Origin of the sequence: Streptomyces sp. NBC_00859, assembly GCF_045161865.1 — a bacterium.
Lineage (GTDB): Bacteria > Actinomycetota > Actinomycetes > Streptomycetales > Streptomycetaceae > Streptomyces.
In genome coordinates this window covers 5,553,279-5,573,467 of record NZ_CP108826.1, presented here as the reverse complement: position 1 = coordinate 5,573,467, position 20,189 = coordinate 5,553,279, and the positions used below count along the sequence as shown (strand labels likewise).

The window sequence follows — 20,189 nt, the reverse complement described above, 5'->3', positions numbered from 1 at the left end:
TCCCTCTCGCTACTTCTCTACGTACCGCAACGAGCGCAGCCCGCGCTCCAAGTGCCAGTGCAGGTAGGCCGATACGAGCCCGCTGCCCTCCCTGACGTGCCGCGGCTCGGCCGCGTCGGCCGTCGTCCAGTCCCCCGTCAGCAGTGCGCTGAGCAGCCCGACGGCCTCCGCAGAGGGTACGACGCTGCCGGGGACCCGGCAGTCGCCGCATACCGCCCCGCCGCCCGCCACGGAGAAGAACCGGTTCGGCCCTTCCATGCCGCACTTCGCGCAGTCCTCGAAGCTGGGCGCGTACCCGTTGACGGCGAGCGAGCGCAGCAGGAAGGCGTCGAGGATCAGATTCGGGGCGTGTTCACCGCGGGCCAGGGTCCGCAGCCCGCCGACGAGCAGCAGGTACTGCTGGACGGACGGCTCGCCCTCGTGGTCGGTGAAGCGCTCCGCCGTCTCCAGCATGGCCGTGCCCGCCGTGTAACGGGCGTAGTCACTGACGATCCCGCCACCGTACGGAGCGATGGTCTCACTCTGGGTGCACAGCGGGAGTCCGCGGCCGATCAGCTCGCTGCCGCGGGCGAAGAACTGCACGTCGACGTGCGAGAACGGTTCGAGCCGCGCCCCGAATTTGGACTTGGTGCGCCGTACGCCCCGCGCGACGGCGCGCACCCGCCCGTGGCCCCGGGTCAGCAGCGTGATGATGCGGTCGGCCTCACCCAGCTTCTGAGTCCGCAGGACGACCCCGTCGTCACGGAAAAGACTCATGGGCCCCATTGTCCCGTACGCGCGAGGCCGGCCGGGCACCCGAGGGGGCCCGGCCTTCAGGAGCCCGCGCCGATGTCCCGCTTGCCCCGTGTGCGAGCAGGGCCTCCGGACCCGGCCGGGCTCCGGCCGGGAGCGCCCGGTGAGGAAGGCATCCGGTCAGGAAGGCATCCGTGCCGCTGCCGCCAGCAGCCGGGCCGTGTCCTCGGTGCAGAGCTGGAGTGCGCCGCCGACCGTCGCGAGCACCTCCCGCTCCGCAGGGCTGTAGGGGCCGTCGGCGAGCGCGATCCGGGCGCCCTGCAACAGGATCGACTCCCGGCCCGCCGGGGCCAGGTGCGGAGCCAGCGGCTGCAGTGACTCGTGCAGCTCGATGGTGAGCGCCGCGCCGCACGGTTCGGCGTCGGTGACGAAGCGGCCGGTGTCCGCCGCGAGCGCGTCGACCAGGGCGGTCAGCTGCTCCTCGCCGCACTCGTCGAATCCGGCGGCCCGGACCGTGGAGACGGCGGTCTCGATGACCGCGTGGGAGCTGGTGCCCCCTGCCGTGAGGACGGCGAGCGTCACCGTGTGGACGGCGTCGCGCAGCATCGCCGAGAAACGCGTCGTGGTGGGGCGGTCGAGGGTGTCGGTGGAGAACTGTGTCCAGCAGGCGGCGCATTCGACCACCGGGCCGGTGCTGCCGCGTGAGACGAGCGGCAGGCCCAGCACGGTGAGTCTGCGGCGACCGGTCAGCCGGCGGTAGTTGCGGTCTCCCCCGCAGTCCGCGCAGAAGAACTCGCCGTCGCCGACCGTGTCCCAGGAGGTGCGGACGGCCCAGATGATCGACTTCTTGCCGTTTCGTCCACGGACTGACAGCACGGCTCACCTCCGTAACACCGGCAACGCTCCGTTGCGTTGCGCTCCACCACGCCTGCGTCCCGCGGTTGATCCGCCGGACACAGGGCCGCCATGTGGACGTGATGTTAGCCACATCGATGATGTGGCGTCAGCACCCTGACAGGAGATGGCTGGGTCCCGACCCTCGCCGAGTACGGCCGTGGACGGGAAACGATGAGGTCAAATGGGGTCCGTGCGGCCGAGAACGCCGAAATTCCGCAAGCGGGGCCGTACCCGTAAGAACGCCTCGGGTACGACCCCGCTCACGTGGGGACGCGCAGGGTCAGCGGGCGGCCCGGTTGACCGCGGAGACGACCGCCTTCAGCGAGGCCCGGGTGGTGTTGGCGTCGATTCCGATGCCCCACATGACCTTGCCGTCGATCGCGCACTCGATGTACGAGGCGGCCAGCGCGCTGGCGCCCTCGCTCATCGTGTGCTCCTGGTAGTCCAGCAGCCGGGCGTCCACGCCGGTCTCGGACAGAGCGGCGAAGAAGGCCGAGATCGGACCGTTGCCGGTGCCCGACAGCGCCGTCTCGACACCGTCGACGACGGCCTCAACGGTCAGGGTGTCCCTGCCGTCGGTGTCCGTGGTGGTCTGACCGGAGCGCAGCTGGATGCGGCCCCAGCGGGCGTCACCGTCGACGGAGCTGGGCAGGTACTCGTCCTGGAAGATCGCCCAGATGTCCTTCGGTGTGACCTCGCCGCCGTCCGCGTCGGTCTTCGTCTGGATGATCTTCGAGAACTCGATCTGCATCCGGCGCGGCAGGTCCAGCTTGTGCTCGTTCTTCAGGACGTAGGCGATACCGCCCTTGCCGGACTGCGAGTTGACCCGGATCACGGCCTCGTACGAGCGGCCCACGTCCTTCGGGTCGATCGGCAGGTACGGGACGGCCCACTCGATGTCGTCGACCGTCCTGCCCTGCGCGGCCGCGTCGGCCTCCATGGCGTCGAAGCCCTTCTTGATGGCGTCCTGGTGGGAGCCGGAGAAGGACGTGTAGACCAGGTCGCCCGCGTAGGGGTGGCGGGGGTGGATCTCCATCTGATTGCAGTACTCGGCGGTGCGGCGCACCTCGTCGATCTGCGAGAAGTCGATCTGCGGGTCGACGCCCTGGCTGAAGAGGTTCATGCCCAGGGTGACCAGGTCGACGTTGCCGGTGCGCTCGCCCTGCCCGAACAGGCAGCCCTCGATGCGGTCGGCGCCCGCCATGACGGCCAGCTCGGCGGCTGCGACGGCGGTGCCGCGGTCGTTGTGCGGGTGCGCCGACAGGCATACGTACTCGCGGCGCGACAGGTTGCGCGACATCCACTCGAAGCGGTCCGCGTGCGTGGAAGGCGTCGAACGCTCCACGGTGGCCGGCAGGTTGAGGATGATCTCGCGCCCGGCCTCGGGCTGCCAGACGTCCATGACGGCCTCGCAGACCTCCAGGGCGAAGTCCAGCTCGGTGTCGGTGAAGATCTCCGGGCTGTACTGGTAGCCGAAGGTCGTCTCCGGGCCGAGGATCTTCTCGGCGTACTCCATCACCAGGCGGGTGCCGTCCACGGCGATCTGCTTGATGTCGTCCTTGGAGCCGCGGAAGACGACCCTGCGGAAGGTCGGCGCGGTCGCGTTGTACAGGTGCACGCTCGCCCGGTGCGCGCCGCGCAGCGACTCGACAGTGCGCTCGATCAGGTCCTCACGGGCCTGGGTCAGGACGGAGATGGTCACGTCCTCGGGGATCGCGCCCTCTTCCTCGATGATCGAGCGTACGAAGTTGAAGTCGGTCTCGCCGGAGGCCGGGAAGCCGACCTCGATCTCCTTGTAGCCCATCTTCACCAGCAGGTCGAACATCTCGCGCTTGCGGGCGGGTGACATCGGGTCGATCAGGGCCTGATTGCCGTCGCGCAGATCGGTGGACAGCCAGCGGGGGGCCCTGGTGATCCGGTTGTCGGGCCAGGTGCGGTCGGGGATCTCGACGGCTTCGTACTGGCCGTACTTGTGCACCGGCATTCCGGAGGGCTTCTGCGTCCGGGTGGCATTGGTGATCGGCGTGGGGTGCGACATCTGCGTGGGGCTCCTCGGAATCCAGCGGGGGAAGGCCGACTGTGCCGCTGCAGCACCAGACTCCGCGGGGAGGGGGTCGACCTACGACTACAGGCCCTCGCCGCGGCAGCTAAGGAGAAGCAGCCCGAAACGCATGATGTTCCGCAGCCTAGCCCAGCGGCACCGGGAACGCCGCCCCCGTATCAGTATGCGGGACACCCCGGATGTCAGGTCCACGATGTGCCGGGTCACTCATTCTCATCAATAATCGTCGCAACCAGTGACAACTCCCTTACTCAGTGCCACATTCGAAGACATGACTGATACCTCTGGCACGACTGCTCACTCCGTCTTCTGCACCATCGTCCCGCCGCACATCCTCGACAAGCTGGCCGGTGCCGAGGACCCGGTGCTCTCCGGGCCCGCCCGCCGCACCATCGAAGCGGACTCCTCGCACCGCACCCGCCGGACGGCCGCGGCCGCCACCGTGCGCGGGGCCGCCGGACCCGCGCAGGCGGACGCGGCCGGGAAGACACCGAAGCGCACCATCTACGACGCCGGGCACGGCACGCAGCTGCCCGGTACCGAGGTGCGCGCGGAGGGCGGGCAGCCCGGCAAGGATGCGACGGTCAACCGGGCGTACGCGGGGCTCGGCGCCACCTTCGACCTGTACCTGAAGGCGTACGGGCGGCACTCGATCGACGGCAAGGGGCTGGCCCTCGATGCGAGCGTCCACTACGACCGGAAGTACAACAACGCCTTCTGGGACGGCAGCCAGATGGTCTTCGGCGACGGGGACGGCGAGGTGTTCCTCGACTTCACGATCCCGGTGGACGTCATCGGCCACGAGCTCACCCACGGCGTCACGCAGTACACCGCGAACCTGGCGTACTCCGGCCAGTCCGGCGCGCTCAACGAGTCCGTCTCGGACGTATTCGGCTCGCTCATCAAGCAGTACGCCCTGGGACAGACCGCGGACCAGGCCGACTGGCTCATCGGCGCCGGGCTGCTCGCGCCGCGCGTATCCGGGGTCGCGCTGCGCTCGATGAAGGCGCCCGGCACCGCGTACGACGACGATGTGCTCGGGAAGGACCCCCAGCCCGCCACGATGAAGGGCTACGTCAGGACCACCGACGACAACGGCGGCGTCCACCTCAACTCCGGTATCCCCAACCACGCCTTCTACCTGCTGGCGACCGCCCTGGGCGGCAAGGCCTGGGAGCGGGCCGGGCAGGTCTGGTACGACACCCTGACCGGCGGCGAGCTGGCGGCCGGTGCGAGCTTCGCCGACTTCGCCCGGCTGACGGTCGCATCCGCGCGCTCCCGCTTCGGCAGCGGGGACGAGGAGGAGGCCGTGACCAAGGCCTGGTCCACGGTCGGTGTCCCTACGGGCGCGTAGGGGGTAGACAGGTCCCATGCGTATCCAGGTAAGGCGCACGGGAGGTTTCGCCGGCATCGAGCGCCGGGCCGAGGTGGACACCTCGGCCCGGCCCGATGCGGGTGAGTGGCACGAGCTGGCCGAACAGGCGGTCGCGTCGGGCCACGACGCCCCTCCCCCGGGGGTGCCCGACGGATTCAACTACCGCATCACGGTGGACAGCCGCACGGTGTTCTGCACCGATCCGCGGCTGAGCGACGCGCAGCGGACGCTCATCTCGCGGGTGCTGAAGGAAGGCGCGTGAACTGACGCGTCCGGCTTGGGCGCCCGACGGCCTCTGTCCTGGCCACGGGGCAGGAAGCCGCGCACTGCCACAGCCTGTGACGGCTGTACCGCAAGTACGGTCGACGCGTGGCGGCGGCCGGACTGCACGGGCAGAAGTACGCCATCGCCGCCACGGTCGCCGAAGCCCTCTGCGGGAGCCCGGCCCCCGTCGCGCTCCTGACGTCCGGCATCGACGGCATCGCGGGGCTCCGCGGCGGCCGGTCCGGCTCATCAGCGTCTGACGCGCCAGGGACCGGGAACCGACCGGGCGGCGGCGGCAACTCCCGCCGCGGGAACCCCGGGAGCCGTCCTGGCGTCCCCCGGGGCCTGTCTGCTCAGGGGCAGAGGCCGGGTGGCCCGGAGTCAGAACCCGAGCTTGCGCAGCTGCTTCGGGTCCCGCTGCCAGTCCTTCGCCACCTTCACATGCAGGTCCAGGAAGACCGGCGTGCCCAGCAGCGCCTCGATCTGCTTGCGCGACTTCATCCCGACATCCTTCAGCCGGGCACCCTTGGGGCCGATGATGATGCCCTTCTGGCTCGGCCGCTCGATGTACACGTTCGCGTGGATGTCGAGGAGAGGCTTGTCGGCGGGCCGGTTCTCGCGGGGCAGCATCTCCTCGACGACGACGGCGATGGAGTGCGGCAGCTCGTCCCGTACACCCTCCAGCGCGGCCTCCCGGATCAGCTCCGCGACCATCACCATCTCGGGCTCGTCCGTGAGGTCGCCCTCCGGGTAGAGCGGCGGACTCAGCGGGAGCAGCGGGGCGATCAGGTCGGCGAGGAGCGAGACCTGCTGGTCGCCGACGGCGGAGACCGGGATGATCTCCGCCCACTCGAAGCCGAGCTCCGTGGCGAGCTGGTCGATGGCGATGAGCTGCTCGGCGAGCTGCTTGCTGTCGACGAGGTCGGTCTTGGTGACCACGGCGATCTTCGGGGTCTTCTTGATCCCGGCGAGTTCCTTGGCGATGAACTTGTCGCCCGGACCGAGCTTCTGGTCGGCGGGGACGCAGAAGCCGATGACGTCGACCTCGGCCCAGGTGGTCCGTACGACGTCGTTGAGCCGCTCGCCCAGCAGCGTGCGCGGCTTGTGGAGGCCCGGAGTGTCCACGAGGATCAGCTGCGCGTCGGGGCGGTGCACGATGCCGCGCACGGTGTGGCGGGTGGTCTGCGGCCGGCTGGAGGTGATTGCCACCTTCTTGCCGACGAGAGCGTTCGTGAGAGTGGACTTGCCCGCGTTGGGACGGCCGACGAAGCAGGCGAAACCAGCCCGGTGGGCGGCTTCGGATGACTGGGTGTGAACGCTCATGGCGCCCATTCTCCCCGATCGGCCGCTGGGCGCCGACCAGGTGGCCCCACGGTGAGTTCCCGGTAACCGTCCCGCAATACGAAATACGGACGAAACACGGGTGCAGCCGACCGGAAACGCGGAGACGGCAACCTCTACGGACCGTACCGGGAGAAGGTGACCCCCGCAGTGACGCCTGCGATACCCCACGCACCACTGACCACCCTGGCCGCCCGTATCGACACCGGCGACACCGCCTGGCTGCTCGCCGCGACCGCGCTGGTGCTGCTGATGACGCCGGGCCTCGCGCTCTTCTACGGAGGCATGGTCCGCACCAAGAGCGTGCTGAACATGCTGATGATGAGCTTCGTGTCGATCGCGCTCGTCACCGTGGTCTGGCTGCTTGCGGGCTACTCGCTGGTCTACGGCCCCGACTCGTTCGGCGGGCTGATCGGCGGGCTCGGTCACGCCGGAATGGCCGGTATCGGCCCCGGCAGTGTGCGGGGCTCCGTCCCGACGCTGCTCTTCGCCACCTTCCAGCTCACCTTCGCGATCATCACGGCCGCCCTGATCAGCGGGGCCATCGCGGACCGGGCGAGATTCGGCGCGTGGCTGGTATTCGTTCCCGTGTGGACGCTGCTCGTATACGTCCCCGTGGCGCACTGGGTGTGGGGGCCGGGCGGCTGGATCCTCACTGGTCTGAAGGCGCTGGACTTCGCGGGCGGTATGCCCGTCGAGATCGTCTCGGGCTCCTCCGGGCTCGCGCTCTGTCTGGTCCTCGGGCCGCGGCTCGGCTTCAAGAAGGACTCGATGCGCCCGCACAACCTTCCGATGGTGGTGATGGGCGCCGGACTGCTCTGGTTCGGCTGGTTCGGCTTCAACGCGGGCTCCGCCCTCGGCGCCAACGGGATGGCGGCGGCCGCCTTCCTCAACACACTCGCCGCGGGCTGCACCGGTCTCCTCGGCTGGCTCTTCGTCGAGCAGAAGCGCGACGGTCATCCGACCACCCTGGGCGCGGCGTCCGGCGCCGTGGCCGGGCTCGTCGCGATCACCCCTGCCTGCGGTGCGGTCGGGCTGGTCGGGGCGCTGGCCGTGGGGCTCGTCGCCGGGGTGCTCTGCTCGTACGCGGTCGGCTGGAAGTTCCGGCTCAACTACGACGACTCGCTGGATGTCGTCGGAGTGCACCTCGTGGGCGGGGTCGTCGGAACCCTGCTGATCGGGCTGTTCGCCACATCGGCGATGACGGGCGGGGCGCGGGGACTGCTGTACGGCGGCGGTTTCGGGCAGCTGGGCCGGCAGACCCTCGGTGTGCTGGTGGTCGCCGTCTACGCGTTCGCCGTCACGTACGGCATCGGCAGGGCCATCGACCGGCTGACCGGATTCCGGGCCGAGGAGGAGCACGAGCAGCGGGGGCTGGACCTGACGGTGCACGCCGAGAGCGCCTACGATCACGGCGTGCTGGGCCACGGAGCCCCGCTCTCCGCCTCAGCGACGCAGAAGGCCAGGCCATGAAGCTGATCACCGCGGTCGTCAAGCCGCACAAGCTGGACGACGTGAAGACGGCACTCCAGGAACTCGGCGTCAACGGGCTCACGGTCACCGAGGCGAGCGGATACGGCAGACAGCGCGGGCACACCGAGGTCTACCGGGGCGCCGAGTACCGCATCGACCTCGTCCCGAAGGTCCGGATCGAAGTGGTCGTCGACGACGCGGAGAGCGAGGTCGTCATCGACGCGGTCGTACGGGCCGCCCAGACCGGCAAGATCGGTGACGGCAAGGTCTGGGCCGTACCGGTCGAGTCGGTCGTACGCGTCAGGACGGGCGAGCGGGGCCCCGACGCTCTCTGAACGGCCGGTGGGCAGCGGAAACCGGTTCGCCTGCGGCAGCCGCCCGGCCGTGGCGTGCGCCGGGCCGGGAACCGCTTGTTCCTGCCGGGTCCACTACGGCAACGTCAGGACGTCGTAGGTCAGATGTGTCGCCGAGGATGTCGAGGTCACGCTCCGCTGCACCAGAGTGCGCGGCACCCCGCCGGTGAACAGGCGCGTCCCGGCACCCAGCACGACGGGTGCCAGGTGCAGTGTCAGCTCGTCGACCAGCCCGGCGTCCAGCGCCGAGCCGACCGTCGCGCCGCCGCCCATGAGAACGACGTCGAGGTCCTTGCCGCTTTCCGACGACGCCGTCTCGGCGCGCTCGCGCGCAGCGGTGACCGCGTCGGACAGACCGGTGGTGACGAACGTCCAGTCGAGGCCGGTGAGCCGCACCGACTCCGGCGGCGAGCTCGTCACGACGATGAACGCGGGCTTGCCGACCTCACCCGCGCCGTAGCCGCGCTCGTCGCCCCAGCCGTTCGGCCCGTCGACGATGTCGAAGAGCCGGCGGCCGAGAACGACGGCACCCGAGCGCGCGGTCCCCTCGCGCAGGAGCCTGCGCTCCTCGGGGTCATCGGAGAACGCCCAGGTGTGCAGGGCCTCGCCGCCGGCGCCCAGACCACTGTCAGGGCCTGGGCCGGGCCCGGTGACGAAGCCGTCGAGGGAGACCGAGATGTCAGCGATGATTCGAGTCATACCAGGGCAGACCAGTTCGGCGGCCCGAACTCATCGCTCGGGCGGAACAGGTGTGCCGGACGCGAACGCGACAGCCCCGCAACGCCTGCGTCCCGTTGACCGGCCGGCCGGTGCCGGCCGGACCGCCCTCCCGCTTCAGCCGGCCGTCACCGTAGTGCGCAGCGCGCCGTCGGGACCGGCGAGCAGCACCGGTGTGCCGGGACCGCCCAGGTCCCGGACCGCGGCACGGTCCTCGTCGGACACGTCTCCGGCGGCGCTGACCACGGCGGCGGCCTCCAGGGACTCCGCGCCGCTCGCCACCGCCATCGCGACGGCGGTCCGCAGCGCGGAGAGTTTCAGCGAGTCGAGGGCGACGGTGCCCGCGACGTACGTACGCCCCGTCTCGTCGCGGACGGCGGCGCCCTCGGGCACCCCGTTACGGGCACGGGCGCTGCGGGCCAGCGTGATGATCTTGCGGTCCTCGGCATCGGGGACCGCGGACCCGGCTGCGGTGCCGCCGCCCGTACCGCTGTCCTTGCCGCTGTCTGCGCTGTTCGCTGCGTCGTCGCTCATGGGCAGAGCATAAAGAGGCGGGAACGGTCAGTTGGCGACCGGGTACATCGAGCCCCTGCGGCCCTCGGGCGATGCCAGCCACTGGAGCTTGGCCTCCGTCCCGGTGTCGGGCAGCGGAGTGTGCAGCACGATCGCCAGATCGGGCCGGGCCGGCACCCTCAGCTGAGTGGACTCGACGAACAGCGCGCCGACCACCGGGTGTGCGAGTTCCTTGCGGATCTGCCCACCGGGCGCGATGTCACGACGGGCCCACAGCTCGGCGAACTCCGGACTGAGGTCCCGCACTTCATCGACGATCGCCTGGTAGCCCTCGTCGTCGGTCCGCTCCGAGCAGGCGGCGCGGAACTGCGCGACCACCTTGTGCGCGATCGCCTCCCAGCCCTTCGTGCGGGCCCGGTAGACGGGGTCGGTGAAGAACGCGATCAGACAGTTCTGCACGATCCCCGGACGCATCCCCAGCGTCATCGCCGCCGCGTCGTTGTAGACGATCGTGTTCCAGTACTGGTCCATGATGTGCGCCGGGAAAGGCATCCAGGCGTCGATCAGCCGCTTGAGCCCCTCGCACATGTCGCTGTTGGCCGGATCGACCTCCGGCGGCGGCGGGTTCAGCCCGGCCAGCACATACAGATGGCGGCGCTCGGCACTGCTCAGCTTCAGCACCCGGCCCACCGAGTCCAGCACCTGCGGCGACACCGTGATGTCCCGGCCCTGCTCCAGCCACTGGTACCAGGAGACGCCCACCCCCGCGAGGACGGCGACCTCCTCACGGCGCAGCCCCGGTGTACGGCGCCGGGCGCCGCCGTCGGGCAGGCCCGCATCGGCCGGGCTGATCCTGGCCCGCCGGCTCATCAGGAACTCCCGCAGCTCACTGAGCCGGTGTGCCTTCGTGCCGGGCCTCGGCCCGTCCGCCCCCGCCTCGATCGGACTCGCCACGCCATCTCCCCCTGTCCGGCTGCCTGGTGGTGCGGCCACCAGCATAAGTTGCCGCTCCCCACGATTGTTCCCGGCGCCCGAAGCTCTTGTCATGGCGATCGACGTCTCCACCACACCTGCCCCCGCTCCCGCCCCGCCCGCAGCCGAACGGCTCACCGGCCGGGCCAGGCTCGTCCTTCTCGTCCTGTGCGCGGCCCAGTTCATGGTGGCGCTGGACTTCTCCGTACTGAATGTGGCGCTCCCCGTCCTCGGCAAGGACCTGGGCATGACCCGTTCCGGGCTGCAGTGGGCCGTCACCGCTTTCGCCCTGCCCTCCGGCGGCTTCCTGCTGCTCTTCGGCCGGATCGCCGACCTCGTCGGCCGGCGCAAGCTGTTCCTCACCGGGCTCGCCGTCTTCGGCGCGGCCTCACTGGTCGCGACCTTCGCATGGAACCAGGAGGTCTTCCTCACCGGCCGGGCGCTCCAGGGGCTGGGCGCTGCGGTCATCGTGCCGACCGGTATGTCCCTGCTGACCACCACGTTCCCCGAGGGCCCGCAGCGTGACCGGGCTCTGGGCATCAGCGGAACCCTGCTCTCGCTCGGCTTCACCGTCGGCATGGTGCTCGGCGGGGTCATGACCGACACACTGGGCTGGCGCTCCACCATGGGCCTGCTGGGCGGGGCAGCGGTGGTCGTCATCGCCCTGGCGCCGGGGCTGCTCACCGAGTCACGCCACCCGGAGCGGCCGCGCCTCGACATCCCCGGAGCGGTGACCGTCACCGGCGGACTGCTCGCGATGATCTACGCCCTCTCGACAGCGGCCCAGCGCGGCTTCGGTCACGCGGACGTCGTGGTGTCGCTGGTACTGGGCATCGCGCTGCTGGCGGCCTTCGTCTTCGTCGAGTCCCGCTCCGACGCTCCCCTGGTGTCCCTGCCGATGCTGAAGCGGCGCACCGTGGCCTGGGGCAACCTCGGCGGACTCGTCACCTTCTCGATGATGTCGACCGTGGTCTTCGTCCTGACTCTGTACTTCCAGGAGGTCCTGCACCTGTCCAGCTTCCGCACCGGCCTGATCTTCGGCGTCCAGGGCCTGGCGTCGGTCGTCGCCGGAATGGCCGCCCCGAAGGTCATCGGCAGGTTCGGTGCCCGCCGGGTGCTGGTCGGTTCGCTGCTCGCCCAGGGGCTGTTCATCGCCGCGATGCTGGGGCTGGGCGCCGACTCGGGTATCTGGCTGGCCACGGTCGCCGTGTCGGTGGCCAGCATGGCGCACCTGGGCGCGATCATCTCGTACGGACTGACCGTCACATCCGGTGTGCCCGACGCCGAACAGGGCCTGGCCACCGGGCTCGTCACCACGACCCAGCAGGTCGGTATGACTGTAGGCATCCCGCTGCTCGGCGTGCTGGCCACCACCCCGGCCGACCTCTTCAGCGGGGTACGCGCCGTGCTGGGCATCAGCGCGGCGGTCCTCGTCGGGACGGCGGTGCTGGTGGCCGCGGCCCTCAGGAGGGGCGGCCGGGACCGCGGCCGGGACCTCTGATCCCTGTGCGGTCAGGCCCGGTCGAGCCGCAGCCGCTCCGCCTTCGGCAGACCGGCCACCACCAGATCGTACGAATCCTCGATGAGTTCACGGACCTGACGGTCGGGCAGCGGCCCGACCGTCACCGTGTTCCAGTGGCGTTTGTTGAGGTGCCAGCCGGGGACGATCGCCTCGTGCTCGGCGCGCAGCCGGACCGCTTCGTCCGGGTCGCACTTGAGTGAGATCTGCAGGGGGTCGCCGTCCAGGTGACTCAGGCCGAAGACCTTTCCGCACACCTTGAAGACCGAGGTCTCCGGCCCGAACGGGAACTCCTCGGCCGCCGCGTTGAATTCCAGACAGAACGCCCTGAGCTCCTGCGGTGTCATCCCGCCGCCTCCTCCACTTCGGCCACCGGCTCGGCAAGTACGGTCACGATCTTGTTCCGGCGGCCCGCAGGGGACTCGGCGGTGAGCCGCAGCCGCCTGCCGTCCGGCAGGTCGACGATCGCGGACGCGCCCGCGATCGGCACCCGGCCGAGGGCCTTGGCCAGCAGGCCGCCGACTGTCTCCACGTCCTCGTCGTCGTATTCGTCGAGGCCGTAGAGCTCGCCCAGGTCGTCGATGTCGAGGCGCGCGGTGACCCGGAAACTGCCCTCGCCCACCTCCTCCACCTGCGGCACTTCACGGTCGTACTCGTCGGTGATCTCGCCGACGATCTCTTCGAGGATGTCCTCGATGGTGACGATTCCCGCCGTGCCGCCGTACTCGTCGATGACGACGGCGACGTGGCTGCGCTCCTGCTGCATCTCGCGGAGGAGGTCACCGGCGTTCTTGGTGTCGGGCACGAAGGCGGCGGGACGCATCACCGTGGAGACGAGGTCGGTCTCCGCGTCGCGGCTGATGTGGGTCTTCCTGACCAGGTCCTTGAGGTAGACGATGCCGACGATGTCGTCCTCGTTCTCCCCGGTCACCGGGATCCGCGAGAAACCCGAGCGCAGGGCCAGCGTGGTGGCCTGGCGGACCGTCTTGGAGCGTTCGATGCAGACCAGGTCCGTGCGCGGGACCATCACCTCGCGGACCAGGGTGTCGCCCAGCTCGAAGACGGAGTGCACCATCCGGCGCTCGTCGTCCTCGATCAGCGACTCCTGCTCGGCGAGGTCCACCATCGCGCGCAGCTCGGCCTCGGATGCGAACGGGCCCTTGCGGAAGCCTTTTCCGGGGGTCAGCGCGTTGCCGATGAGGATCAGCAGCTGCGGGACGGGACCCATCACCCGGGCGAGCGGCAGCAGCACATAGGCCGCCGCTGTCGCCGTGTTGAGCGGGTGCTGGCGGCCGATGGTGCGCGGTGAGACGCCGACCGCCACATAACTCACCAGCACCATCAGGCCGATGGCCAGGGCCAGCGCCTGCCAGGTCTCGGACAGTTCCCGGAGGCAGACATAGGTGACGAGGACTCCGGACGCCATTTCACAGGCGACCCGCACGAGCAGCGCCACATTGAGGTACCGGGTGGGATCGGCGGCGATCTGCGCCAGCTTCTCGCTGCCGCGCCGCCCCGACCGTACGGCCTCGGCGGCCCGGAAACTCGACGTACGGGCGATGCCCGTCTCGGCGCAGGCGGCCAGCCAGGCCACCACGACCAGCGCGACAGCACCGACGATGAGCTGCGCGGTCATGAGACGGTCGGCGCCGGGGAGGGTCCGGTGTGTCCCTTCTCCGCCCGCCAGCCGTCGACGATCGCGGCCTGGAGACCGAACATCTCGGCCTTCTCGTCGGGTTCCTCGTGGTCGTAGCCCAGCAGGTGCAGCACCCCGTGGACGGTCAGCAGCTGGAGCTCCTCGTCCATGGAGTGCTGCGTCGGGGCGTCCGCGCCCTGCTGCTTGGCGACCTCGGGGCAGAGCACGATGTCACCGAGGAGTCCCTGCGGGGGCTCCTCGTCGTCCTTGGCCGGCGGACGCAGTTCGTCCATCGGGAAGGACATGACATCCGTGGGGCCCGGCAGGTCCATCCACTGGATGTGCAGCTGCTCCATGGCCTCGGTGTCCACGACGATCACGGACAGTTCGGAGAGCGGGTGGATCCGCATCCGTGCGAGGGCGTAGCGGGCGATGTCGAGGATCGCCTGCTCGTCGACCTCGGTTCCGGACTCGTTGTTGACGTCGATCGACATGGGGCCTGCTGACTCTTTCGGTCTGTGCCTGCAGCTGCTGTGCTCACAGCTGTTTCTGGCTGTCGTGCTTCTCGTATGCGTCGACGATACGGCCGACGAGCTTGTGCCGGACGACATCCTGGGAGGTGAGCCGGGAGAAGTGCACGTCGTCGATGCCCTCCAGGATGTCCTGCACCTGGCGCAGCCCGCTCTTGGTACCGCTCGGGAGGTCGACCTGGGTGACGTCGCCGGTGACGACGATCTTCGAGTCGAAGCCGAGGCGGGTGAGGAACATCTTCATCTGCTCGGCGCTGGTGTTCTGCGCCTCGTCCAGGATGATGAACGCCTCATTGAGCGTGTTGTGTGTCAGCAGGTAGTCCTGGGTGACGTAGAGCGAGTCCTCCGCTGCGACCTGGATGCAGACCGTCTCTTCGCTGCCCGCCGGCTCGATGCTGTCGATGAAGCGCATCGGGCGGCCCCCACCGCCGGCGGCCTCGTACTTCTCCAGCTTCCTTTTGAGCCTGAAGGGTTCGACGCCGTCCGGGAGCCTGATGTCGACGATATGCGCGTCGTAGCGGTACGGGACATCACGCCCGTTCGCCCTGCCGGGCTTACGCCCTTCGGCAGCCCTGTGACGTGTGCAGGCCACTCCACCCAGCGACTGGACCAGCTCGATGACGTCGTCCCGGAGCAGGATCGATGTCGTCGTGTACTGAACGCGGCATGTCCGGTCGGACTGAGTCACCGGCTCGCCGTCGGAATCCAGCAGCCCCTGGAGCAGAGCCAGCCGGACGTCCGCCGCGTTGCGGAGGTAGCCGTCCGGGACGGACTTCGAATGGGACCTGGAGCCGAGGAGATCGAGAGCGCGGAGTGCTCCGGTCACCGGATTCTCCAGCGTGATCACATCGCCGGGGGCGCTCGTGCGATTGGGGACGTAATCACACCGGTCCTTGTGACGCACCGTGATGCCGGGCGCTGCCGGCTCCAGCGCGGAAACAAGTTCCGGGTCAGCGGTGGCGAAGGACGGGGTGGTACGACCTGTCAGGCAACCGTCACCGAGAAGCAGTCCGAGGGCGTACGGGTCCATAGGAACGTCACGGCGAGGAAAGCTGACGGGGGCGGTCAGCATCGGAAGTTCGTAGCGGCGGGCGTGCGCGGCACCAAGGTTGCCGATCATGTCCGTGGTCTCCAGGACCCGCCACGGCTTGTCGCGACGCTTGTCCGAGGCCGTGCGGACCGTCCACAGGTGCTCGCCGCAGCAGAGGGTCCAGGAGCCGTCCTGGGCGGTCACACGGTAGACGTCCTTCTCGCCCTGCGGGTACACGCCGAGAACCGGGGTCGGCTCGCCGTTCGAACCGACGACCAGGTCGCCCACCTTCAGCTCGCCGATCGGACGCCAGCCGTCCGGCGTCAGAACATTGGTGAAGACAGGCTGCGCCCGGCCCCGCATGTACGCCAGCGGCGCCACCTCGATCGTTCCGGCCGCCATCAGCCGGGGGATCGAGTCCGGGTCCAGCATGTCGTGGAGCGCGTCGTAGAGCGGCCGCAGATACGGGTCGATCTTGTCGAAGAGCGTGCCGGGCAGAAAGCCGAGCCGCTCCCCCGCCTCGACGGCGGGGCGGGTCAGGATGATCCGGCTGACCTGCTTGGACTGCAGCGCCTGGACCGCCTTGGCCATCGCGAGGTAGGTCTTTCCGGTGCCCGCGGGGCCGATGCCGAAGACGATGGTGTTCTTGTCGATGGCGTCGACGTACCGCTTCTGGTTGAGCGTCTTGGGGCGGATCGTACGGCCGCGGCTGGAGAGGATGTTCTGCGTGAGGACGTCGGCGGGCGTCTCGCCCCCGGGGGACCCTTCGCCGTTCTCGCTGGCCCGGAGCATGGCGATCGAGCGTTCCACAGCGTCCTCCGTCATCGGCTGCCCAGTGCGGAGCACCAGCATCATCTCGTCGAACAGGCGCTGGATGAGGGCGACATCGGCCGCCGCGCCTGTGGCACTGATCTCATTGCCCCGGACATGGATGTCGGCCGCCGGGAACGCCGTTTCGATCACGCGCAGCAGCGAGTCGCCCGAACCGAGCAGCATCACCATGGGGTGTGCGGCGGGGATCGTGATGTGGGCGCGCGCCGGGGGCTGTGTTGGTGTCTGAGTCATGGGCCGGCCCTCGGGCCTGCGCATACCTCCCGTTGCGGGGTTCTCGCTGCTCGACAACCTCTGGACCACCCAGCCTACGACGCCGCACCGACAACGCCACGGCTTTTACGGCCGGGTGTGCGGCGGGCGGCGTCCCCGCGGACCGGGCGGACGCCGGCCGCCGCGCGCCGGGGGCGTCACGGCGCGCGGAAGCCGATGGTCGGTACGGCCCTGCGCAGCGGCCAGGAACGGGCACTCGCGGGCAGCAGCTCCTCAAGGAAGGCGTACCGGCGCAGCGCGGCCGGGTCCTGGCCCTGGCAGGTGCGTACCTGCTGCCACCAGGCGGCGATCTCGGCCCAGCCGGGCGCCGAGAGCGAGCCGCCGAACTCCTGGACCGAGAGCGCGGCCGTGAGCCCCGCGAAGGCGAGCCGGTCGGCGAGCGGCCAGCCCGCCAGTGTCCCGGTGACGAAGCCCGCGACGAAGACATCGCCCGCGCCGGTCGGGTCGAGCGCCTCGACGCCGATGGCGGGCACCGACGCGGCTTCGCCGGTCGATCCGTCGACCGCGTAGGCCCCTTCGGCCCCCAGCGTGACGACGGCCAGCGGGACCTTCTCGGCGAGCGCGTGGGCCGCGGCGCGCGGGCAGTCGGTGCGGGTGTAGCGCATCGCCTCCTCGGCGTTGGGCAGGAACGCCTCGCAGTGCTCCAGGTCGGCGAGGCCCGCCAGGTCCCAGCGGCCCGTCTCGTCCCATCCGACGTCGGCGAAGACCTTCGTGCCGCGTTTGGCTGCGTGCAGGACCCATTCCTCGCGGCTGCCGGGGCCCAGCGAGGCGATGGCGGCCCGTGCGCGCGGCGGGCAGTTGGGGTACGTGCTGCCGGAGGGCGGCGGCGCCTCGTGGCCGTGCGAGACCATGGTGCGCTCGCCCTCGTACGCCATGGAGACCGTGACCGGGGAGTGCCAGCCCGGCACGGTGTGGGAGCGCGAGAGGTCGATCTGCTCGCCCTGCTCCAGGGCGTCCCAGCAGTACTCGCCGTAGTGGTCGTCGCCGAAGGCCGCGGCGAGCGAGGTGTGCAGCCCGAGCCGGGCCAGCGCGGTGGCCATGTTGGCCACCCCGCCGGGACTCGAACCCATGCCGCGCGCCCAGGACTCGGTACCGCGTACGGGTGCGCTGTCGAGGCCGGTGAAGATGATGTCCAGGAAGACCGTGCCGGTGAGGAAGACGTCGCAGGCCGGATCCTGGGGGGCGCGGAGCCCGTCCAGCGGGTCGAGTGCTTTGTTGTCGTGAACCACCCTGCGCTCCCCGGTTGCGGTGCAATCAGGCCAGTCTGCACGATGTCGCACCCGGTCCGCCGCTACCAGCGCGGCAGAGCGGGAGCCGCCCAGTTCTCGTAGCCGTCGGCCTTGCGCATCGCGGCGGCGTCGTCGCGGTCGCGCATGGTCCCGTCGTCGTCGAGCCAGCGGCGGTGCAGCGCCGCGAGCCGGTCCCGGTCGAGCGTGACGCCGAGCCCGGGAGCGTCGCAGACCGGGAGGCGGCCGTCGCGGAAGACATGGCGGGTGGTGATCACGTCGTCGGTCTGCCAGGGGTAGTGGCTGTCACAGGCGTAGTCCAGGTTGGGGACGGTCGCCGCGACGTGGGTCATCGCGGCGAGACTGATACCGAGGTGCGTGTTGGAGTGCATGGAGAGCCCGACTCCGAACGTGCGGCAGATCGCGGCCAGTTCGCGGGTCGCGCGCAGTCCGCCCCAGTAGTGGTGGTCGGAGAGCACGACCTGGACCGCGTCCGTGAGGAAGGCCTCGCGGATCTCGGGGATCGTCGTCACGCACATGTTGGTGGCGAGCGGGACGCCGGTGCCCGCGGACACCTCGGCCATGTCGGCGGTGCCGGCTGCCGGGTCCTCCAGGTATTCGAGTACGTCGGCGAGCTCGGCGGCGACCTTCAGCGAGGTGCTTGGCGTCCAGCCGCCGTTGGGGTCGAGGCGCAGCGGCAGGCCGGGGAACGCTTCGGCCAGTGCCCGGACCGCGGCGACCTCCTCGTCGGGCGGGAAGACCCCGCCCTTGAGCTTGAAGGAGGTGAAGCCGTAGTCGTCGGCGAAGCGGCGCGCCTGTGCGACGATGCCGGCCGGGTCGACGGCCTCGCCCCAGGTGTCGGATTCGCCCGCGCCCGCGGGGTGTGCGGCCCAGCGGTAGAAGAGGTACGCGCTGTACTCGACCGTGTCCCGTACCTTCCCGCCGAGCAGGGCGTGGACCGGCAGGCCGCGGATCTTGCCCAGTGCGTCCAGGCAGGCGACCTCGAAGGCCGAGTAGACGGAGAGCCGCAGCTTGTCGGCGGTCTGTACTCCGCGCAGTCCGCCCACGTCGACCGCGCCGGCCACCTCCGTCCCGTCCACGCCGACCTGTTGGGCGAGGGCCGCGATGGTGTTGAGGTCGTGGAGGGCGTGGCCGGGGAGCAGGTCCGCGTACGGGCGGGCGATGTCCAGGTAGCGCGTGTCGCCGTAGGTCTCGCCGATGCCGGTGACGCCGCCGTCGGTGACGACCTCGACGATGAGGCGCGGGGTGTACGGCTGGTGCACACCGTGCACGTTGAGCAGCGGAGGGTCCGCTATGAGCACCGGGGTGAGGCGGACTTCGGCGATGGTCGTGCTCTGCGGATCCGGCCCGGTCGGGTTCGGGGTCATCGGGTGGCTCCTACGAGGTCGAGTCCGGCAGTCAGCAGGGTGTCCAGGTCCGCGAGGTCGTCGGGTCCAGGGTCGGTCAGTGGTGCGCGTACCGGGCCGACCGGATGGCCCCGCAGCCGGGCCGCGGCCTTGACCAGGGATACGGCGTAGCCGGGTACCCGGTCGCGCAGTTCGACGAGCGGGACGTAGAAGCCGCGCAGCAGGGCGTCCAGGCGGGCGTGGTCGCCCGTGCGCAGGGCGGTGAAGAAGGCTGCGGCGATCTCGGGCGCGAAGGCGTGGACGGCGGAGGAGTAGGCGGGGACGCCCACGGTGGCGTAGGCGCGGGCCTGGATCTCGGCGGTGGAAGCGCCGTTGAAGAAGAGGAAGCCGTCAGGGGCCGCGAGTGTCAGCCGCTGGAGCCGGTCGAGGTCGCTGTGGCCGTCCTTGAGCCCGATGACGCCCGGGAGCTCGGCGATCCGGCGAAGCGAAGCGGCGGTGTAGGCGACCTGGCCGCGCTGGTAGGCGATGAGGGGCAGCCGGGTGCGGGCTGCGATGTGTTCCAGCTGGGCGACGAGCCCGTCCTGCGGGGCCTCGACGAGGTAGTGCGGGAGGACGAGGGCCGCGTCGGCCCCGGCCTCCTCGGCGATCCGGGCGAATCTGACGGCCTGTGCCCAGCCGTACCCGATGCCCGCGACGACGGGTGTGCGTCCGCCGGCCGCCTCGACCGTGGCGGTGACGACGCTGCGGTACTCGTCCTCGTCCAGTGAGAAGAACTCGCCGGTGCCGCAGGCCGGGAAGACCGCTCCGGGGGCGGCGGCCAGCTGGGTCTCCAGGTAGGCGCGGTACCTGTCGATGTCGAGCTCTCCGCCGTCGGTGAAGGCGGTCAGCGGGAAGGAGAGGACTCCGCGGTCCATGCCTTCTCTGAGCCGCGCCACCGTCACGGCTGCCTCCGCCGCCGTCGTGCCGGTCCCCGCATCCATCATGTCTCCGTATGTAGATAGCGTCCATGCATGAAAATGGAGACTAGATAGCTGAACGAGGGGCGTCAAGGGCACCGACCGCCCCGCGCGCCCTCCCC

Annotated in this window: 19 protein-coding genes; 5 read left to right on the top strand and 14 right to left on the bottom strand. The window is 70.2% G+C overall.

The features are described 5' to 3' along the window. Window positions 1-9: 9 nt before the first annotated feature. The 3 genes from recO to leuA all read right to left on the bottom strand — a co-directional run bounded on the left by recO (window position 10) and on the right by leuA (window position 3,667). Window positions 10-756: a DNA repair protein RecO gene (gene recO, locus OG584_RS24385; RefSeq protein WP_405780916.1), complete on the bottom strand. Its 747-nt coding sequence runs from the start codon at window positions 754-756 to the stop codon at window positions 10-12. A gap of 156 nt (window positions 757-912) precedes the next feature. Continuing rightward, the gene (locus tag OG584_RS24380; protein ID WP_405780914.1) at window positions 913-1,608 is read right to left on the bottom strand and encodes a TerB family tellurite resistance protein; all 696 of its coding nucleotides are present in this window, start codon (window positions 1,606-1,608) and stop codon (window positions 913-915) included. A gap of 301 nt (window positions 1,609-1,909) precedes the next feature. Beyond that, a complete protein-coding gene (leuA, locus tag OG584_RS24375; RefSeq protein WP_405780913.1) occupies window positions 1,910-3,667 on the bottom strand; it encodes a 2-isopropylmalate synthase in 1,758 nt (585 codons plus the stop codon). A gap of 295 nt (window positions 3,668-3,962) precedes the next feature. Here leuA and OG584_RS24370 point away from each other — a divergent pair, with 295 nt between their 5' ends. Together OG584_RS24370 and OG584_RS24365 are read left to right on the top strand one after the other, a co-directional pair. Further along, the gene (locus OG584_RS24370; protein ID WP_405780911.1) at window positions 3,963-5,045 is read left to right on the top strand and encodes a M4 family metallopeptidase; all 1,083 of its coding nucleotides are present in this window, start codon (window positions 3,963-3,965) and stop codon (window positions 5,043-5,045) included. A gap of 16 nt (window positions 5,046-5,061) precedes the next feature. Continuing rightward, window positions 5,062-5,328 (top strand): protealysin inhibitor emfourin, encoded by a 267-nt coding sequence (locus OG584_RS24365; RefSeq protein WP_405780909.1) that lies wholly within the window; start codon window positions 5,062-5,064, stop codon window positions 5,326-5,328. A gap of 383 nt (window positions 5,329-5,711) precedes the next feature. On the opposite strand, the gene era is transcribed toward OG584_RS24365, so the two are convergent. Further along, entirely contained in the window at window positions 5,712-6,662 is a 951-nt protein-coding gene (era, locus tag OG584_RS24360) for a GTPase Era (protein ID WP_405780907.1), read from the bottom strand. A 159-nt stretch (window positions 6,663-6,821) separates the two neighbouring features. Here era and OG584_RS24355 point away from each other — a divergent pair, with 159 nt between their 5' ends. Both OG584_RS24355 and OG584_RS24350 read left to right on the top strand, forming a co-directional pair. Beyond that, window positions 6,822-8,144 (top strand): ammonium transporter, encoded by a 1,323-nt coding sequence (locus OG584_RS24355; protein WP_405780906.1) that lies wholly within the window; start codon window positions 6,822-6,824, stop codon window positions 8,142-8,144. Beyond that, the gene (locus tag OG584_RS24350) at window positions 8,141-8,479 is read left to right on the top strand and encodes a P-II family nitrogen regulator (RefSeq protein ID WP_405780904.1); all 339 of its coding nucleotides are present in this window, start codon (window positions 8,141-8,143) and stop codon (window positions 8,477-8,479) included. The genes OG584_RS24355 and OG584_RS24350 overlap by 4 nt, the downstream gene beginning before the upstream one ends. Before the next feature lie 93 nt (window positions 8,480-8,572). On the opposite strand, the gene OG584_RS24345 is transcribed toward OG584_RS24350, so the two are convergent. From OG584_RS24345 to OG584_RS24335, 3 genes are all read right to left on the bottom strand, one after another. Next, complete coding sequence (locus OG584_RS24345; protein WP_405780903.1) at window positions 8,573-9,196, bottom strand: dihydrofolate reductase family protein; 624 nt, start codon at window positions 9,194-9,196, stop codon at window positions 8,573-8,575. Window positions 9,197-9,331: 135 nt separating this feature from the next. Further along, window positions 9,332-9,748, bottom strand: a complete 417-nt coding sequence (locus OG584_RS24340; RefSeq protein WP_405780901.1) for a cytidine deaminase — start codon at window positions 9,746-9,748, stop codon at window positions 9,332-9,334. Window positions 9,749-9,775: 27 nt separating this feature from the next. Then, on the bottom strand, window positions 9,776-10,597 hold the full coding sequence (locus OG584_RS24335) for a helix-turn-helix transcriptional regulator (protein WP_405784254.1): 822 nt from the start codon (window positions 10,595-10,597) through the stop codon (window positions 9,776-9,778). 175 nt (window positions 10,598-10,772) lie between these two features. On the opposite strand from OG584_RS24335, the gene OG584_RS24330 reads away from it, so the two are divergent. Then, window positions 10,773-12,200, top strand: a complete 1,428-nt coding sequence (locus OG584_RS24330; RefSeq protein ID WP_405780899.1) for an MFS transporter — start codon at window positions 10,773-10,775, stop codon at window positions 12,198-12,200. 11 nt (window positions 12,201-12,211) lie between these two features. On the opposite strand, the gene OG584_RS24325 is transcribed toward OG584_RS24330, so the two are convergent. The 7 genes from OG584_RS24325 to OG584_RS24295 form a co-directional block, all read right to left on the bottom strand. Further along, a complete protein-coding gene (locus tag OG584_RS24325; RefSeq protein ID WP_405780897.1) occupies window positions 12,212-12,565 on the bottom strand; it encodes an MmcQ/YjbR family DNA-binding protein in 354 nt (117 codons plus the stop codon). Further along, window positions 12,562-13,854: a hemolysin family protein gene (locus OG584_RS24320; RefSeq protein WP_405780895.1), complete on the bottom strand. Its 1,293-nt coding sequence runs from the start codon at window positions 13,852-13,854 to the stop codon at window positions 12,562-12,564. The genes OG584_RS24325 and OG584_RS24320 overlap by 4 nt, the downstream gene beginning before the upstream one ends. Continuing rightward, window positions 13,851-14,348, bottom strand: a complete 498-nt coding sequence (gene ybeY / locus OG584_RS24315; RefSeq protein ID WP_405780893.1) for an rRNA maturation RNase YbeY — start codon at window positions 14,346-14,348, stop codon at window positions 13,851-13,853. Before ybeY ends, OG584_RS24320 begins: the two co-directional genes overlap by 4 nt. 43 nt (window positions 14,349-14,391) lie before the next feature. Beyond that, window positions 14,392-16,479 carry a PhoH family protein gene (locus OG584_RS24310; protein WP_405780891.1) on the bottom strand — a complete coding sequence of 696 codons (2,088 nt, stop codon included), beginning with the start codon at window positions 16,477-16,479 and terminating at the stop codon, window positions 14,392-14,394. Between the two features lie 176 nt (window positions 16,480-16,655). Next, on the bottom strand, window positions 16,656-17,747 hold the full coding sequence (locus OG584_RS24305) for a carbohydrate kinase family protein (RefSeq protein ID WP_405780889.1): 1,092 nt from the start codon (window positions 17,745-17,747) through the stop codon (window positions 16,656-16,658). A gap of 62 nt (window positions 17,748-17,809) precedes the next feature. Beyond that, window positions 17,810-19,132 (bottom strand): glucarate dehydratase family protein, encoded by a 1,323-nt coding sequence (locus OG584_RS24300; RefSeq protein WP_405780888.1) that lies wholly within the window; start codon window positions 19,130-19,132, stop codon window positions 17,810-17,812. Beyond that, window positions 19,129-20,091, bottom strand: coding sequence for a 5-dehydro-4-deoxyglucarate dehydratase (locus tag OG584_RS24295; protein ID WP_405784252.1), 963 nt, complete (start codon window positions 20,089-20,091; stop codon window positions 19,129-19,131). The genes OG584_RS24300 and OG584_RS24295 overlap by 4 nt, the downstream gene beginning before the upstream one ends. Window positions 20,092-20,189 lie beyond the last annotated feature (98 nt).

Bases quoted from the DNA above. Each gene is read 5' to 3' on its own strand.
- OG584_RS24330 (WP_405780899.1), top strand. From the start codon at position 10,773: ATGGCGATCGACGTCTCCACCACACCTGCCCCCGCTCCCGCCCCGCCC.
- OG584_RS24345 (WP_405780903.1), bottom strand. From the start codon at position 9,196: ATGACTCGAATCATCGCTGACATCTCGGTCTCCCTCGACGGCTTCGTC.
- era (WP_405780907.1), bottom strand. From the start codon at position 6,662: ATGGGCGCCATGAGCGTTCACACCCAGTCATCCGAAGCCGCCCACCGG.
- OG584_RS24300 (WP_405780888.1), bottom strand. From the start codon at position 19,132: ATGACCCCGAACCCGACCGGGCCGGATCCGCAGAGCACGACCATCGCC.
- OG584_RS24370 (WP_405780911.1), top strand. From the start codon at position 3,963: ATGACTGATACCTCTGGCACGACTGCTCACTCCGTCTTCTGCACCATC.
- OG584_RS24335 (WP_405784254.1), bottom strand. From the start codon at position 10,597: ATGAGCCGGCGGGCCAGGATCAGCCCGGCCGATGCGGGCCTGCCCGAC.
- OG584_RS24325 (WP_405780897.1), bottom strand. From the start codon at position 12,565: ATGACACCGCAGGAGCTCAGGGCGTTCTGTCTGGAATTCAACGCGGCG.
- OG584_RS24295 (WP_405784252.1), bottom strand. From the start codon at position 20,091: ATGGATGCGGGGACCGGCACGACGGCGGCGGAGGCAGCCGTGACGGTG.
- recO (WP_405780916.1), bottom strand. From the start codon at position 756: ATGAGTCTTTTCCGTGACGACGGGGTCGTCCTGCGGACTCAGAAGCTG.
- OG584_RS24350 (WP_405780904.1), top strand. From the start codon at position 8,141: ATGAAGCTGATCACCGCGGTCGTCAAGCCGCACAAGCTGGACGACGTG.
- leuA (WP_405780913.1), bottom strand. From the start codon at position 3,667: ATGTCGCACCCCACGCCGATCACCAATGCCACCCGGACGCAGAAGCCC.
- OG584_RS24365 (WP_405780909.1), top strand. From the start codon at position 5,062: ATGCGTATCCAGGTAAGGCGCACGGGAGGTTTCGCCGGCATCGAGCGC.
- OG584_RS24320 (WP_405780895.1), bottom strand. From the start codon at position 13,854: ATGACCGCGCAGCTCATCGTCGGTGCTGTCGCGCTGGTCGTGGTGGCC.
- ybeY (WP_405780893.1), bottom strand. From the start codon at position 14,348: ATGTCGATCGACGTCAACAACGAGTCCGGAACCGAGGTCGACGAGCAG.
- OG584_RS24310 (WP_405780891.1), bottom strand. From the start codon at position 16,479: ATGACTCAGACACCAACACAGCCCCCGGCGCGCGCCCACATCACGATC.
- OG584_RS24340 (WP_405780901.1), bottom strand. From the start codon at position 9,748: ATGAGCGACGACGCAGCGAACAGCGCAGACAGCGGCAAGGACAGCGGT.